A 15,705-nucleotide genomic window follows, 5' to 3' on the forward strand; every position below is an offset into this window, starting at 1 on the left:
GCCCATAGGGGGGAGACAATTGTGATTCAAACGAAACAAATAGGCTTGCAAGAAGTTCTTAGTGCGGCCATTAAGCGTGCAACTGATGAAAAAATATTGGTTAGCTTCGTAAAACAAATAGACTGGATGGATCCGCTTCTGTTTTATGCGGCAGGAAAAAGGATTGCATTCGAAAATAGATGTTATTTTGCAGACCCAGCTCAGCATGTAATATTTGCTGGAATTGGCTCTGTTTTCACTATAGCAACTGCTTCTCACAAACGCTTTCAAACGGCTCGTGACGAGTGGGATAAAGTAAAAGAGAAAGCATATGTACAAAGAGAAAGATACGAATTTGGAACAGGTCCTCTTTTATTTGGTGGATTTTCATTTGACCAAGAAAAAGAGAAAACAGATTTATGGAAAGAATTTGATGATACGACATTTTCACTACCAGCATTTTTATTAACTGTAAAAAATGAAAAAGCATGGTTAACAATGAATACATTCGTTTCAGCAACAGATTGCGCAGAAACTCTTTATAACGAAATTGTTTCTCTAGAAGAGAAAATTTTTGAGGAGAGTAAATGTGCACTACAAGGATCGAAATTAACAGTTACTTCTAAAGTAGAAGTAGATCCGAAAGGCTGGATGAAGGCCATTGAGAAAGTGCAAGATGAGATGAAGCAGGGGAACGTGCAGAAGGTTGTATTAGCGAGGGAGCTAAAAGTAGAGATGGATCATCATATTGATTCTGCGCTTGTTTTAGAAGCACTTCGCATTGGGCAACCAGATTGTTACGTATTTTCTTTTGATTATAAAGGAGCATGCTTCTTAGGAGCGACGCCAGAGAGATTAATTCGCAAAGAAGATGAGAAGTTTACTTCAATGTGTCTTGCTGGTTCAACTGGTCATGGTCAATCTATAGAAGAAAGTAAGCGAAACAGTAATGCGCTTCTTCATGATGAAAAGAATTTAGCTGAACACGGTTATGTTGTGAACATGATCAGGTCGGTATTAAATGAGCACTGCGAATACGTTAATATTCCAGAAAGTCCAGGTCTATTAACAACGAAAAACTTAATTCATTTATATACGCCTGTAGAGGCAAAAGGCACTGCGAGTCTTTTAACGATGGTAGAAGAATTACATCCAACACCAGCTCTTGGCGGGACACCTCGTTTGGAAGCGATGAAACTGATTCGTGATGTTGAATTGTTAGACAGAGGATTATATGGTGCACCGATTGGCTGGATAGATGATGAAGGAAATGGTGAATTTGCGGTTGCACTTCGCTGCGGATTATTAAATGGCGAGAAAGCATCCTTATTCGCCGGTTGCGGGATTGTAATTGATTCAGTACCACAACTTGAATATGAAGAAACAAGTTTGAAGTTTAGACCGATGCTTGGTGCTTTGGAGGAATTAATGAAATGAACAATCATATAGAAGCATTATCATATTATTTAGGCGCGTTCGTGGATGAACTGACGCGTCTAAATGTATGTGATGTTGTCATTAGTCCAGGCTCACGGTCAACGCCGATTGCTCTACTAATGGAACAACATGAAGGAATGAACACATATTTACATGTAGATGAAAGATCTGCAGGATTTTTTGCGCTCGGTATCGCAAAAGCGAAAAAACGTCCGGTTGCATTATTATGTACGTCAGGAACGGCAGCAGCGAACTATTATCCAGCTGTATGTGAAGCTTTTCATTCACGAGTGCCGCTTATCGTCTTAACGGCAGATAGACCGCATGAATTAAGAGATGTCGGTGCACCACAAGCGATGAATCAATTTAATTTATACGGTACGTTTGTGAAGCAATTTACAGAGATGGCACTTCCAGAAGCGAGTGAAGCGATGTACCACTATGCTCGCATGACAACGCAGCGCATGATAGCAAGCGCGCTTTTAGCACCGCAAGGACCTGTTCATCTTAATTTTCCAGTTCGCGAACCGCTTATCCCGGACTTCTCATTAGAAAGTTTATGGGATAAAGGACGCGGGGAATATACAGGAGTAGTTCAGCAAGGGAATGCGGTGATGCCGAGTGAATATGTAGACTCTCTTGTAGGGCGCCTTTCACATATAGAAAAGGGGCTTATTATTTGTGGAGATGATAGTCATTCAGAAATCGCAACATTTGCAACGCAACTAGCTGAAAAAACGGGATACCCAATATTAGCGGATCCACTTTCTAACATTCGTAGCGGACACCATGATAAAACGATGGTAATCGACTGTTACGATACATTTTTACGCAATGAGCTGTTAAAGGAAACGTGGAAACCAGACGTTTTAATTCGCTTTGGTGGTATGCCTGTTTCGAAAGCTTTAACGCAGTTCATTAAAAAACAGACGAAAGCTGTTCATATCGTTGTTGACGAATCGGGACAATGGAGAGATCCAGCTCTCGTTGCAACAGAAGTTGTACAGGCAAATGATATTACATTTTGCAGTGCATTAATAGAAAAAATGCCAGTTATGAAAAAGAATGATTGGTCTCAAATGTGGCAACATATAAACGAAAAAACGAAGGAAACGCTTCGTGAAATGGAAACATATGATACTGCGTTTGAAGGAAGAGTCATTACGGATATTGTCCGCGTATTACCAGAAGGGGCAACGTTATTTGCGAGTAATAGTATGCCAATTCGTGATACGGATTCATTCTTCTTCACATCGGATAAAAATATTCAAGTGATGGCTAACCGCGGTGTAAATGGGATTGATGGAATCATTTCGACAGCTTTAGGAGCGAGCATGATTTGCGATCCGCTCGTATTAGTAATCGGTGATTTATCATTTTATCACGATTTAAACGGATTATTAGCCGCAAAATTACATGAATTAAATATAACGATTGTCGTTGTAAATAATGACGGTGGTGGTATTTTCTCATTCTTACCACAGTATGAGAAAAAGGAACACTTCGAATCATTATTTGGAACTCCAATTGGGCTTGATTATGAGCATGTTGTTACAATGTACGGTGGTTCATTTAGCCGTGTAAATGGTTGGGAGCAATTCCGGGAAGAAGTACAAAAGGGAGCAACGACAAAAGGTTTACACGTTGTGGAAATTTGTACGAACCGTGATGAAAACTTAACGTTGCACCGTACGTTATGGGCAAAAACACAGGACGTAATTACTACATCATTGCAAGGTGAATCAAAATGAACGTAACGCTACAAGGTGTATTGTATGAATATGAAGTAGTCGGAAGCGGGGAACCACTTCTACTTCTTCATGGTTTTACGGGAAGCATGGAAACGTGGCGTTCATTTGTTCCTTCTTGGAGCGAGCAATTTCAAGTTATTTTAGTAGACATTGTTGGGCACGGAAAAACGGAAAGCCCTGAGGATGTGACGCATTATGATATTCGAAATGCGGCATTGCAAATAAAAGAACTACTAGATTATCTTCATATTGAAAAGGCGCACATACTTGGCTATTCAATGGGCGGTAGACTGGCGATTACGATGGCATGTCTATATCCAGAATATGTACGTTCTCTTTTATTAGAAAATTGTACAGCTGGGCTTGAAAGGGAAGATGAGCGAAAAGAACGTCGTGAAAAAGATGAGCGACTTGCCGATAAAATCGAGCGAGAAGGCATCGAAAGCTTTGTAACGATGTGGGAAAGTATTCCGCTGTTTGAAACGCAAAAACGTTTAGCACAAAACGTACAAGAAGCAGTGCGAAAAGAGCGAATTGCTAACAATCCAAAAGGGCTCGCAAATAGCTTGCGCGGCATGGGAACAGGGGCTCAGCCTTCATGGTGGAATGAGCTGAAAAACTTAAAGATGCCTGTTCTTTTAATGAACGGAGAGTATGATGAAAAGTTCTTTCGCATATTAAAAAATATCGAAAAATGCGTCTCTGACGCGAAATTTGTCAAAATTGATGGTGCTGGCCATGCAATTCATGTGGAACAACCGGAAAAGTTTGATACAATAGTAAAGGGATTTCTAAAAACTATGCAGTGATGCTTTTTTCAGTTAAGAATGAAGTTACACTTATAGAGGAGATCAGAAATATACAAGGAGGTAGTTGTAATGGCTATTGAATGGGTAAAAGAAGGCAATTACGAAGATATTATTTATTCAACATACAATGGTATCGCAAAGATTTCGATTAACCGCCCTGAAGTACATAACGCATTCCGTCCTAAAACGGTAATGGAGTTAATCGACGCTTTTGCACAAGCTCGTGATGATGCAAATGTTGGCGTTATCATTTTAACAGGTGAAGGTGGACGTGCATTCTGTTCTGGCGGCGACCAAAAAGTTCGCGGTCATGGTGGATATGTAGGTGACGACCAAATTCCACGTCTAAACGTATTAGACTTACAACGTCTAATTCGCGCAATTCCTAAACCAGTTATCGCAATGGTAGCAGGTTATGCAATCGGTGGAGGACACGTACTTCATATCGTATGTGACTTAACAATCGCTGCAGACAATGCTGTATTCGGACAAACAGGTCCTAAAGTAGGAAGCTTTGACGGTGGATACGGAGCTGGTTATTTAGCTCGTATGGTAGGCCACAAGAAAGCTCGCGAAATTTGGTACCTATGCCGTCAATATAGTGCACAAGAAGCGCTTGATATGGGCTTAGTAAACACAGTAGTACCATTAGAAGAACTTGAAGCAGAAACAGTACAATGGGCACAAGAAATCTTAGCAAACAGCCCAATGGCACTTCGTTTCCTAAAAGCTGCATTCAACGCAGACACAGACGGTCTAGCTGGTATTCAACAACTAGCTGGAGATGCAACGTTATTGTACTACACAACTGACGAAGCGAAAGAAGGTCGCGACGCATTCAAAGAAAAACGCAGTCCGGACTTCGGTCAATTCCCTCGTTTCCCTTGATCAAAAGCGGAGCCGACTGTTTAGCCTCGTAGGCTAAGGTTCTTTCGCACAGAAAGTGTTTTTTACTTTCTCGTGCGGAAGGTTCTTAGACGGAAGGGGCTAGGAGGCGCAGCTAGATGAGATCAAAAGCGGAAGCGGCTTGCTTAGAACAAGAGGGCGTTGGAACTCCTGACGTAGAGGCGATTTTTGCCTCGTAGGAAGGCGTGAAACGACCGACTGTTCTAGCCGCTGTAGCTGGATGGAAACAAAACAACTAAGAGACTTGATGTCATATCAAGTCTCTTTCTTTCATGAAAGGAGAATGTATGATGGAAACTATGCCAAATTGGTTAATGCAACGTGCGTTTCTAACACCAGATCGAACTGCAATTGAAATAGAGGAAGAGAAAGTTACTTTTATGCAGCTGCATGAAAAAGTAGTATCTGTTTGTGAACACCTCACGCATGTTGGAGTGAAGCGAGGGCAAAAGGTGGCTGTTCTGATGAAAAATGGTATGGAGATGATTACAGTTATTCACGCCCTATCTTATATAGGGGCAGTAGCTGTGCTTTTAAATACGCGTCTTTCAAGAGAAGAGCTACTTTGGCAAATGGATGATGCTGAAGTTGGTTGTTTAGTGACGGATCAAGAATTTGATGCTACAGATGTTCCTGTATATTCATTCGCTGAAGTGATGAATGGATCGAAGGCGGAAGCATCTATACAGGAAGAATTCTCTTTAGAAGAAGCGATGACAATTATTTATACGTCCGGGACGACAGGGAAACCGAAAGGCGTTATTTTAACGTACGGAAATCACTGGGCAAGCGCGGTTGGCTCTTCGCTTAATTTAGGCCTTCGTGATGATGATTGCTGGTTAGCTTGTATGCCGATGTTCCACGTTGGTGGGCTATCTCTTTTAATGAAAAATATTATGTACGGTATGCGCATTTTACTCGCTCCGAAATATGATGCGGATTTTATTCATAAAGCACTTCAAACGAGAGGCGTTACGATTATTTCTGTCGTATCAAAAATGTTAACTGATTTATTAGAGAGACTTGGAGGAGAGACATATCCACCTTCTTTACGATGCATGTTACTTGGCGGAGGACCAGCGCCGAAACCGTTATTAGAAACGTGTGTAGATAAAGGGATTCCTGTATATCAAACGTACGGTATGACAGAAACGTCTTCGCAAATTTGTACGTTGTCCGCAGATTACATGTTAACGAAAGTAGGATCAGCCGGAAAGCCACTATTTCAGTGCCAACTTCGTATTGAAAAAGATGGCGTCGTAGTACCGCCATTTGCGGAAGGTGAGATCGTAGTAAAAGGACCAAACGTAACAGGCGGTTACTTTAACCGTGAAGATGCGACGCGTGAGACAATTCAAAACGGATGGCTTCATACTGGCGACCTCGGTTATTTAGATGAAGAAGGATTTTTATACGTATTAGATCGCCGCAGTGATTTAATTATTTCTGGCGGAGAGAATATATATCCGGCTCAAATTGAAGAAGTGTTGCTTTCTCATCCGGCGGTAGCGGAAGCTGGTGTTGTCGGTATGACTGATGATAAATGGGGACAAGTACCCGCTGCTTTTGTTGTAAAAAGTGGAGAGATAACAGAAGAAGAAATTCTTCATTTTTGCGAGGAGAAATTAGCGAAATATAAAGTGCCGAAAAAAGCTTGTTTCTTAGAGGAATTACCACGAAATGCTTCGAAAAAATTGTTAAGACGAGAGTTAAGACAATTAGTGGAGGAGATGTAAGTGGAAATTAAAAAAGCGACACTTCATATAACGGAAATGCCACTCGTCATCCCGTTTGCTGCGAGCTACGGGACTTATGAAAAACGTGAGAGTATCGTCATTGAATTAGAAGATGAGGACGGGTACATTGGGTTTGGCGAAGTCGTTGCATTTTCTGAACCGTGGTATACGGAAGAAACAGTGAAGACGGCGCTGCATGTACTGCAAGACTTTTTATTACCTGATTTATTAAAGGCTGAAATTTCTCATCCGAATGAGGTACCGAGCTTGTTCCAGCATATAAAAAGAAACCGAATGGCAAAGGCGGGAATTGAAGGGGCTGTTTGGGATTTATATGCGAAGCGTCAAAAGAAATCGCTAGCGACATTGCTTGGGGGAACGAAGGCTGAAATTGAAGTCGGTGTTGTAATTGGGCTTAATACGATTCCAGTTATGTTAAAACAAATCGAGAAGTACGCGGAAGAAGGATACGAGCGTTTTAAAGTGAAAATAAAGCCAGAGCATGATTATGAGTTATTGAAAGAAATTCGTAAAGAGTTTCCACATATCCCGTTAATGGCTGATGCAAATTCAGCGTATACATTAGCGGATACAGAGAGTCTGAAACGACTAGATGAATTCCAATTAATGATGATTGAGCAACCGCTAGCGGATTACGATTTTCTTGATCATGCACAGTTGCAAAAGAAAATAGAAACACCAATTTGTTTGGACGAAAGTATCCATAGTTTAGAAGATGCACGCGTTGCGATTACGCTTGGCAGCTGCCAAATCGTTAACATTAAACCAGGGCGAGTGGGCGGATTAACAGAATCAATCCAAATCCATAATTATTGTATGGAGCATAACATACCAGTTTGGTGCGGCGGTATGGTAGAGATGGGGATTTCACGAGCGCAAAATGTTGCCCTCGCCTCATTGCCTAACTTTACGATTCCAGGAGATATATCCGCTTCTAGTAGACATTGGGAGAAGGATATTATTTCACCGGCAGTGACGCTTGAGCGCGGGAAAGTGATGGTGCCGCAAAGCGTTGATACTGAGTATGAAGTAGATTGCGGAAGGCTGGTGGAAATTACGAAGCAGCGGATTGCTTTTGAGCGGTAAGTGGGGTCTTTAAAATAGCGAGAGAATTTTGTCGTTAATTGTTGGTAAGTCGATATATTTCAATAATCGCTGATATAATTTTATTTACAAAGGTTACTCTAACGGGTAACCTTTTCGTATTGTACAAATTGGATAGACTAGTTTACAATCGAGCGTATAAAAGGGGGAGTAAAATGAAGCGCATTTCCATTTTAATAGCGGATGATGAGGCAGAAATTGCTGATTTAATTGAGATACATTTAGAAAAAGAAGGGTACCATGTTGTGAAGGCAGCGAACGGGGAAGAGGCCGTTCATATTATTGAAACGCAGCCAATCGATCTAGTGGTTTTAGATATTATGATGCCGAAAATGGATGGGTATGAAGTGACGCGTCAAATTCGCGCGAAGCACCATATGCCAATCATTTTCTTAAGTGCGAAAACGTCTGATTTTGATAAGGTGACAGGTCTTGTATTAGGTGCAGATGATTATATGACGAAACCTTTTACACCGATTGAATTAGTTGCACGTGTAAATGCACAATTACGTAGGTTTCTTACGTTAAATCAGCCGAAAGTAGCGGAGAATAAATCTGCTTTAGCGATAGGCGGAGTTGTGATTGATCCTGAGCGCCGAACGGTAGATGTGTACGATGAGAAAATTGAATTAACGCCAAAAGAGTTTGATATTTTATATTTATTAGCGAGTCACCCGAAGAAAGTATACAATGTGGAAAATATTTTTCAGCAAGTATGGGGTGAAGGGTATTACGAAAGTGGAAATACAGTTATGGTACATATTCGTACATTGCGGAAAAAACTTGGAGAAGATAAAAGAAAAGATAAGTTAATAAAAACAGTGTGGGGGGTAGGGTATACTTTCAATGGGTAAAAAGATGAGAAGTTTTCGCTCAAAGATGGTTATGCTATTTGCGTTAAGTATGATATTAGCTGGTGGCGTAACGTATATCATTTATGAAGGATTACGGATTTATTACAAATCAGAAGTTCTTTATGAGGATCGTTTAGCCGAAGTGCGTTTCATGATAAGACAAATTGGGGATGTTAATTTCTTTTTAATTATTTTCATCCCTCTGTCCATTATGTTTTTCTTCTTCCTTACTAGGCCGTATTTAAAATATTTTGATGAGATTTCAAACGGAATTCATCATTTGGCGAACGGAGATTTTACAAATGAAGTGCGCGTTTCATCAAATGATGAGTTTGGAAATATCGCGCGTGAAATAAATGTTGCGAGTGAAAAGTTAAAAGAAGCTGTTGAAAGAGGAGACTTTGCAGAAAGTAGTAAAGATCAGCTCGTTGTAAACTTAGCTCATGATTTAAGAACTCCATTAACATCCGTGTTAGGGTATTTAGATTTAATTCTTAAAGAGGAGAATTTAACAAAAGAACAAATTAAACATTTCTCCACAATTGCATATACGAAATCGCAAAGGCTTGAAAGTTTAATTGATGAGTTATTTGAAATTACACGTATGAATTATGGCATGTTACAACTAAATAAAAAGCCTATTGATATAAGTGAGCTACTTATACAGCTAGATGAGGAATTATATCCGCTGTTAGAGAAACATCATTTAGAAGCTAGATTGAATATTGATCCGCATTTGCCGATTAACGGTGATGGAAAATTGTTAGCTAGAGTATTTGAAAACTTGTTAACAAATGCCGTTCGATACGGATATGATGGGCAATTTGTTGATCTGAATGGGTATATCGATAATGAAGAAGTTGTCGTACAAGTTATAAATTATGGAGATAGCATTCCAGAAGAAGATTTACCGTATCTTTTTGATATGTTTTATACAGGTGATAAATCGAGAACGGAGAACCGTGGCGGGACAGGCCTTGGGCTATTTATTGCGAAAAATATTATCGAGCAGCATAACGGTACGATTTCTGCTGAAAGTAATGTAGTTAGAACAATATTTGAAGTGCGATTGCCAAAAGACGAGAACGTAACAATTTAATAAAAATTTAAACTTTATCCCACTTTTTATTTTAATAGTTTTTTCTATTCTAGACGTAAGTTACGTTAAGGAGGAACTAGAAATGAAAAAGTGGGTATTTATTTCTTTTTTTATTGCATGCACAATCTGTGTAGGCGTTTATATATCACCGTTATTTCAAAAAGAAATTGATGTGAAAATCGGCGGGGAAAATAGTGCAGTAAAGAATGAAAATATGAAAAAGGTAGAGGTTACAAAAGAAGACATTTATAAAGGGGATCTATTATTAGTTAACAAAGATTACCCAGTAAAAAAAGATAGTATTAGGTCTGACATTATAAATGTAAATCATAGCAGTGAATTAGTAAGAGGTTACGTAATATTTGATAGAAATCTTCGTTTATCAAAGGATGTTGTAAAAAAGTTTTTGAACGTTGTCGATGCGGCTGGAAAAGATGGCGTACAACATTTCTTAATGAATAGCGGGTATAGAGATTTTAAAGAGCAAAGTAAATTATATAAAGACATGGGATCGGATTATGCACTCCCAGCAGGATACAGTGAGCATAATTTAGGGTTATCACTAGACGTTGGATCGACGCAAAAGAAAATGGAAAAAGCGCCTGAAGGAAAATGGATTGAAGAGAATGTATGGAAGCACGGATTTGTTTTACGTTATCCGAAAAATAAAAGTAACATTACAGGCATTCAATATGAGCCATGGCATATCCGTTATGTCGGCCTACCTCATAGTGCGATTATGCAAAAAAAGAAAATTACATTAGAGGAATACTTAGACTTCCTAAAAGAGCAAAAAGAAATCACAACTGATGTGGAAGGTACGAAATATACGGTTTCTTATTATAAAGTTTCTGGGAATAGGAAAGTGAATGTTCCGGTAAATAAGCAGTATGAAATTTCGGGGAATAATATGGATGGGGTTATTGTGACGGTACAGGAATAAATAAAGAGGTTGTTCCGGTTTGGAGCAACCTTTTCGTATATATAAGAAAGGGATTGATGTTTTTTGTCGGTAAATCGATATTCCTTGTCGAATCGTTGATATATTGTGAGTTACGGTAGATATAATTGAAAAATCGTTGATATATTGCAAGTTACGATAGATATATTCGAAAAATCGTTGATATAATTTCCTGTACTATCAGCCTTTTGAGGAGTATCTTTTATTTTACTCTTAAACATTATAACGTTATATTTACTTCTCCCTTTTTTTGTGTTACGCTAAACGTGTGAAAAACATATAAAATGAAACTTTAATGTAAGCGTATTCTTATGGCTTCTTATAGAAAAGGGTGGAAATACAATGACAGAACGATTCGTACTACGTAATGTGAAACGTGTGAACGGGGAAGAGATTGACATTGTAATTGAAAATAATAAAATCGCACAGGTGACGAAAGCTGGTGCTGGTGAGGGTGGAAAGGTTCTTGATTACTCTGGTACTTACGTATCGAGTGGCTGGATTGATTTGCACGTTCATGCTTTTCCGGAGTTCGATCCGTATGGCGATGAGGTGGACGAAATTGGCGTTAAGCAAGGGGTAACGACAATTGTTGATGCGGGTAGCTGCGGAGCTGATCGCATTGAAGATTTAGTAAAAAGTAGAGAGCAGGCAAAAACGAATTTATTTGCCTTTTTAAATATTTCTCGCATCGGTTTGAAACGAATTGATGAATTATCCAATATGGAGTGGATCGATAAGGAGAAAGTAATAGAAGCAGTAGAAAAGTATAAAGATGTAATCGTTGGGTTAAAGGCGAGAATGAGTAAAAGTATCGTTTGTGATAGTGGAATTGAGCCACTTCATATAGCGCGTGATTTATCCCGTGAAACATCATTACCAATTATGGTACATATCGGTTCAGCGCCCCCTCACATTGAGGAAGTTGTACCTCTTTTAGAAAAAGATGATGTCATTACACATTACTTAAACGGGAAAGAAAATAATTTATTTGATGAAGAAGGCAAACCGCTACCTTTGTTACTAGATGCAGTGAATCGCGGTGTGCATTTAGATGTTGGGCATGGTAATGCTAGTTTTTCTTTTAAAGTAGCAGAGGCAGCAAAGTGTCACGATATTGCTTTTAATACAATTAGTACAGATATTTACCGGAAGAATCGCGTGCATGGTCCAGTGTATAGTATGGCCCACGTTCTTTCGAAATTCCTTTACTTAGGTTATCCGCTAGAAGAAGTGATTGATGCGGTTACGAAAAATGCGGCAGAGTGGCTGAAGAAACCAGAGCTTGGTCGTATTCAAGAAGGCGATATTGCAAACTTAACTTTATTTACGGTGAAAGATGAGAAGATTACGTTAATTGATTCAGAAGGGGATCAGCACATTGCTGAAAGAAGAATTGATACGAAAGGGGTTGTAATCAATGGGTCATTCATTGAATGCTAAGTACGGATTAAAGAGAGTAATTAATGCGAGCGGTAGAATGAGTATTTTAGGTGTATCCGCTCCGACAGATACAGTTATGGATGCGATGAAACATGGTGGACAAAATTATGTAGAAATTACTGATTTAGTAGATAAAGCGGGAGACCATATTGCGAGAATTCTAGATTCAGAGGCAGCGGTCGTTGTGAACTCAGCATCGAGCGGAATTGCGCTTTCTATCGCTGGTATCGTTACAGAAGGAAATCGCCGTAAAAGTGAAAGACTTCATCAAGAGGTCATCGCGAAAAACGAAGTAATTATGTTAAAAGGTCATAACGTGCAATACGGTGCTCCTGTTGAAACGATGATTTATTTAGGCGGAGGAAAACTTGTAGAAGTTGGTTATGCCAATGAAGGGAAAGCAGAGCATATTGAAGATGCAATTGGTGAAAATACAGCAGCGATTCTATATGTGAAATCCCATCATGCCGTGCAAAAAAATATGATTTCTGTTGAAGAAGCATGGGAAGTTGCGCAGCGAAATAACATCCCGCTTATCGTCGATGCGGCAGCTGAAGAAGATATTCAAAAATATGTGAAGTATTCAGACCTTGCCATTTATAGCGGTTCAAAGGCAATTGAAGGACCAACTTCTGGTATTGTTGGCGGGAAACGAAAATATATTGAATGGCTGAAAGTACAATTACATTGCATCGGAAGAAGTATGAAAGTTGGGAAAGAGACGACTTTCGGTTTACTACAAGCGCTTGATGAGTACGGAGTAAAAGAAGATAAGAGCGAGCAAGAAAAAGAGTTGTTACAAGTACTTATGCCGCTAAAAGAATTAAACGGCGTCAATGTAACGATCGTTCAAGATGAAGCAGGAAGAGCAATCTTTAGAGCACGTATTCATATTAATGAAAAAGAATTAAATAAATCAGCAAAAGACGTTGTGACAGCATTACGGGAAGGGGAAATCGCAATCTACACACGTGATTACGGAGTAAGACAAGGATTCTTTGATATTGATCCACGTCCACTCCAAGGTGATGATATACATGTGATTGAAGAAAAATTGAGAGAAATTGTAGGGGGAAACTAAAATGACAAACATTCAAAAACGTTTTTATAAAGGCCGCGTAGCATTAAATGTATTAGCGAACAATATCGAAAATGCAAAAGATATTTTTGAAGCAGCAGAAGGTTATGTAGTAGTCGGTGTGTTATCAAAAGATTATCCAACTGTAGAAGAAGCAGTTACAGCGATGAAAGCATACGGAAAAGAAATTGATGACGCTGTATCAATCGGACTAGGAGCAGGAGATAATCGTCAAGCTGCAGTTGTAGCTGAAATTGCGAAGCATTATCCTGGTAGCCATATTAACCAAGTGTTCCCTTCAGTTGGAGCGACACGTGCAAATCTTGGTGAAAAAGATAGCTGGATTAATAGTTTAGTATCGCCAACAGGAAAAGTAGGGTACGTAAATATTTCTACTGGTCCAATTAGTGCAGCTGGAGAAGAAAAAGCAATCGTTCCAATTAAAACAGCGATCGCACTTGTACGTGATATGGGTGGAAATTCATTGAAATACTTCCCAATGAAAGGGCTAGCTCATGAAGAAGAATATCGCGCAGTTGCGAAAGCTTGTGCAGAAGAAGGATTCGCATTAGAGCCAACGGGCGGAATCGATAAAGAAAACTTTGAAACAATTGTACGTATTGCGCTAGAGGCAAACGTAGAACAAGTGATTCCGCACGTGTACTCTTCTATTATTGATAAAGAAACTGGTAATACGAAAGTAGAAGATGTTCGTGAATTATTAGCAGTCGTGAAGAAGTTAGTTGACCAATATGCGTAAGAAAATTGCAGCGTTCGGCGAAGTAATGATGCGCCTGCAAGTACCAGGATATGAATTGTTATCGCAAGCTAACACATTAAATTATTCCTTTTCTGGTACGGGTGTGAACGTGGCAGCAGCACTTTCTCATCTCGGGCATGAAGGATTTCTTATTTCAACTTTACCGGAAAATTCGGTTGGAGATGCTGCATTATCTTATATTCAAAAGTTAGGTGTGCAAACCTCACTTGTTTCAAGAGGCGGCAAATATGTCGGCATGTACTTTTTGGAAAATGGATTTGGAGCACGTGCAAGCCGCGTTACATATTCAAATCGATTAGAAAGTAGTTTCAATACGGCATGTGAAGAGATGTATCAATTTGAAGAAATCGCTAAGGAAATTGATATCGTTCATTTTTGCGGGATTACACTTGCGATGAATGATACGGTGCGTCATCATATGAAATCTTTAGCGAAAGCAGTGAAAGAAAACGGAGGCACTGTCGTTTTTGATTGTAACTATCGTCCGTCACTTTGGGGAGAAGACGGATATGAACAGGCGAAACCGCATTATGAAGAAATGTTAGGGCTAGCTGATATTGTAATGATGAACGAAAAAGATGCGATGTTCGTTCTAGGAATGAAAACAGAAGAGACGGAGCGAGAGGCGCAGCTTGTTGATCTTATTCCAAAAGTAGCTGAAACGTATAGTATCGCTACAATCGCTGGTACACATCGCTCTATTAATAGCGATAATACACACTCGCTTCGCGGATTTATATGTAAAGATGGTGCGTTCACTTTTGCAAAAACACTTACGTTTTCTGTATATGATAGAATAGGTGCTGGAGATGCTTATACGAGCGGGATTATTCATGGCGAGATAGAAGAGTTTGCACCAGAGAAAGCTGTTTCATTTGCGTCAGCAGCTGGAATGCTTGCACATACAATCGTCGGTGATACGCCAATGTCATCAGAGAAGGATATACTTCGGGCAATGACGGCATCAGTAGGTGATGTAGAAAGGTAGTGGGTGTAACGGTGAACGTAACGAGGAAAAAAGGACCATTATATTTACAAATAAAAAATATTATTCGTGATCGAATATTGCATGGTGTATATGCGATTCATACGAATATTCCTTCCGAACCACAGTTAGAAGAAGAGTTCAAAGTGAGCAAAATTACAGTGCGTAATGCGATTAAAGAACTTGCTCAAGAAGGATATTTGGAAAAGAAAAGCGGTAAAGGAACGAAAGTCATCCGTAACACTTCTGCGACAAAGTTGTCAAAGGGTAAGAAATTTACTGAAGTTTTAGTGGAAGAAGGATATAAAGTACAGAAGAAATTGCTAAAAGCAGAAATCGTTCAGAATGAAGAAGGAACAGTGCCATTTCGATTATTCGGTAAAGAGAGTTTTCGTATTGAACGTTTATATACGTTAAATGATGCACCGTACATTCATTATACACACTATTTCTCAGCGAAAATGGCAAGTTCAGATTTATCGGACTTTGACTTGCAATCGCTTTATGATTTAGTTGAAGACCGAGGCATTCATTTAGAAAACTTCAGAGATGAATTCGCTGTTGGACTTACGCCTAGTTTCGTTGCAGAAGCGTTAGGTGAAAAAGAGGGCACAGCGTTATTAAAACGAATGCGCTATTCTTACGATGAAGTTGGCGAAGTAATTGAATATAGCGAAGGCTACTACAATACAGAAATGCAGCATTATGTAGTGAATTATGACGTATAAAAAAAGAGGGGATTTTCCCTCTTTTTTTATAAA

General features: G+C 39.4%; 14 protein-coding genes. All 14 read left to right on the forward strand.

Going from position 1 to position 15,705, the window contains the following annotated elements; translation table 11 throughout:
- Nucleotides 1-21 precede the first annotated feature (21 nt).
- The 14 genes from AC2CGR_RS13710 (at nt 22) to AC2CGR_RS13775 (ending at nt 15,672) form a co-directional block, all read left to right on the forward strand.
- Nucleotides 22-1,416 carry an isochorismate synthase gene (locus tag AC2CGR_RS13710; RefSeq protein ID WP_087966673.1) on the forward strand — a complete coding sequence of 465 codons (1,395 nt, stop codon included), beginning with the start codon at nt 22-24 and terminating at the stop codon, nt 1,414-1,416.
- Entirely contained in the window at nt 1,413-3,167 is a 1,755-nt protein-coding gene (gene menD, locus AC2CGR_RS13715) for a 2-succinyl-5-enolpyruvyl-6-hydroxy-3-cyclohexene-1-carboxylic-acid synthase (protein WP_270184699.1), read from the forward strand. Before AC2CGR_RS13710 ends, menD begins: the two co-directional genes overlap by 4 nt.
- Nucleotides 3,164-3,976 (forward strand): 2-succinyl-6-hydroxy-2,4-cyclohexadiene-1-carboxylate synthase, encoded by an 813-nt coding sequence (gene menH / locus AC2CGR_RS13720; protein WP_484480927.1) that lies wholly within the window; start codon nt 3,164-3,166, stop codon nt 3,974-3,976. Before menD ends, menH begins: the two co-directional genes overlap by 4 nt.
- A 69-nt stretch (nt 3,977-4,045) precedes the next feature.
- Nucleotides 4,046-4,864 (forward strand): 1,4-dihydroxy-2-naphthoyl-CoA synthase, encoded by an 819-nt coding sequence (gene menB / locus AC2CGR_RS13725; protein WP_000963885.1) that lies wholly within the window; start codon nt 4,046-4,048, stop codon nt 4,862-4,864.
- Nucleotides 4,865-5,172: 308 nt separating this feature from the next.
- Nucleotides 5,173-6,618, forward strand: coding sequence for an o-succinylbenzoate--CoA ligase (locus AC2CGR_RS13730; protein ID WP_484480928.1), 1,446 nt, complete (start codon nt 5,173-5,175; stop codon nt 6,616-6,618).
- The gene (gene menC, locus AC2CGR_RS13735) at nt 6,619-7,725 is read left to right on the forward strand and encodes an o-succinylbenzoate synthase (protein ID WP_484480929.1); all 1,107 of its coding nucleotides are present in this window, start codon (nt 6,619-6,621) and stop codon (nt 7,723-7,725) included. It abuts the gene before it with no gap.
- A gap of 173 nt (nt 7,726-7,898) precedes the next feature.
- On the forward strand, nt 7,899-8,597 hold the full coding sequence (locus tag AC2CGR_RS13740) for a response regulator transcription factor (RefSeq protein ID WP_087953105.1): 699 nt from the start codon (nt 7,899-7,901) through the stop codon (nt 8,595-8,597).
- The gene (locus AC2CGR_RS13745; RefSeq protein ID WP_484480930.1) at nt 8,590-9,696 is read left to right on the forward strand and encodes a sensor histidine kinase; all 1,107 of its coding nucleotides are present in this window, start codon (nt 8,590-8,592) and stop codon (nt 9,694-9,696) included. The genes AC2CGR_RS13740 and AC2CGR_RS13745 overlap by 8 nt, the downstream gene beginning before the upstream one ends.
- An 82-nt stretch (nt 9,697-9,778) precedes the next feature.
- Nucleotides 9,779-10,639 (forward strand): M15 family metallopeptidase, encoded by an 861-nt coding sequence (locus AC2CGR_RS13750; RefSeq protein ID WP_484480931.1) that lies wholly within the window; start codon nt 9,779-9,781, stop codon nt 10,637-10,639.
- Between the two features lie 360 nt (nt 10,640-10,999).
- Complete coding sequence (locus AC2CGR_RS13755; protein ID WP_484480932.1) at nt 11,000-12,100, forward strand: amidohydrolase/deacetylase family metallohydrolase; 1,101 nt, start codon at nt 11,000-11,002, stop codon at nt 12,098-12,100.
- The gene (locus AC2CGR_RS13760) at nt 12,078-13,181 is read left to right on the forward strand and encodes a DgaE family pyridoxal phosphate-dependent ammonia lyase (protein ID WP_484480933.1); all 1,104 of its coding nucleotides are present in this window, start codon (nt 12,078-12,080) and stop codon (nt 13,179-13,181) included. Before AC2CGR_RS13755 ends, AC2CGR_RS13760 begins: the two co-directional genes overlap by 23 nt.
- Before the next feature lies 1 nt (nt 13,182).
- Entirely contained in the window at nt 13,183-13,938 is a 756-nt protein-coding gene (dagF, locus tag AC2CGR_RS13765) for a 2-dehydro-3-deoxy-phosphogluconate aldolase (protein WP_000181907.1), read from the forward strand.
- Nucleotides 13,931-14,947, forward strand: a complete 1,017-nt coding sequence (locus tag AC2CGR_RS13770; protein WP_484480934.1) for a sugar kinase — start codon at nt 13,931-13,933, stop codon at nt 14,945-14,947. The genes dagF and AC2CGR_RS13770 overlap by 8 nt, the downstream gene beginning before the upstream one ends.
- Nucleotides 14,947-15,672, forward strand: a complete 726-nt coding sequence (locus tag AC2CGR_RS13775; protein ID WP_484480935.1) for a GntR family transcriptional regulator — start codon at nt 14,947-14,949, stop codon at nt 15,670-15,672. Before AC2CGR_RS13770 ends, AC2CGR_RS13775 begins: the two co-directional genes overlap by 1 nt.
- The last annotated feature ends 33 nt before the right edge of the window (nt 15,673-15,705 follow it).

The sequence above is a fragment of the Bacillus sp. LSHTCR4 genome (assembly GCF_057197025.1).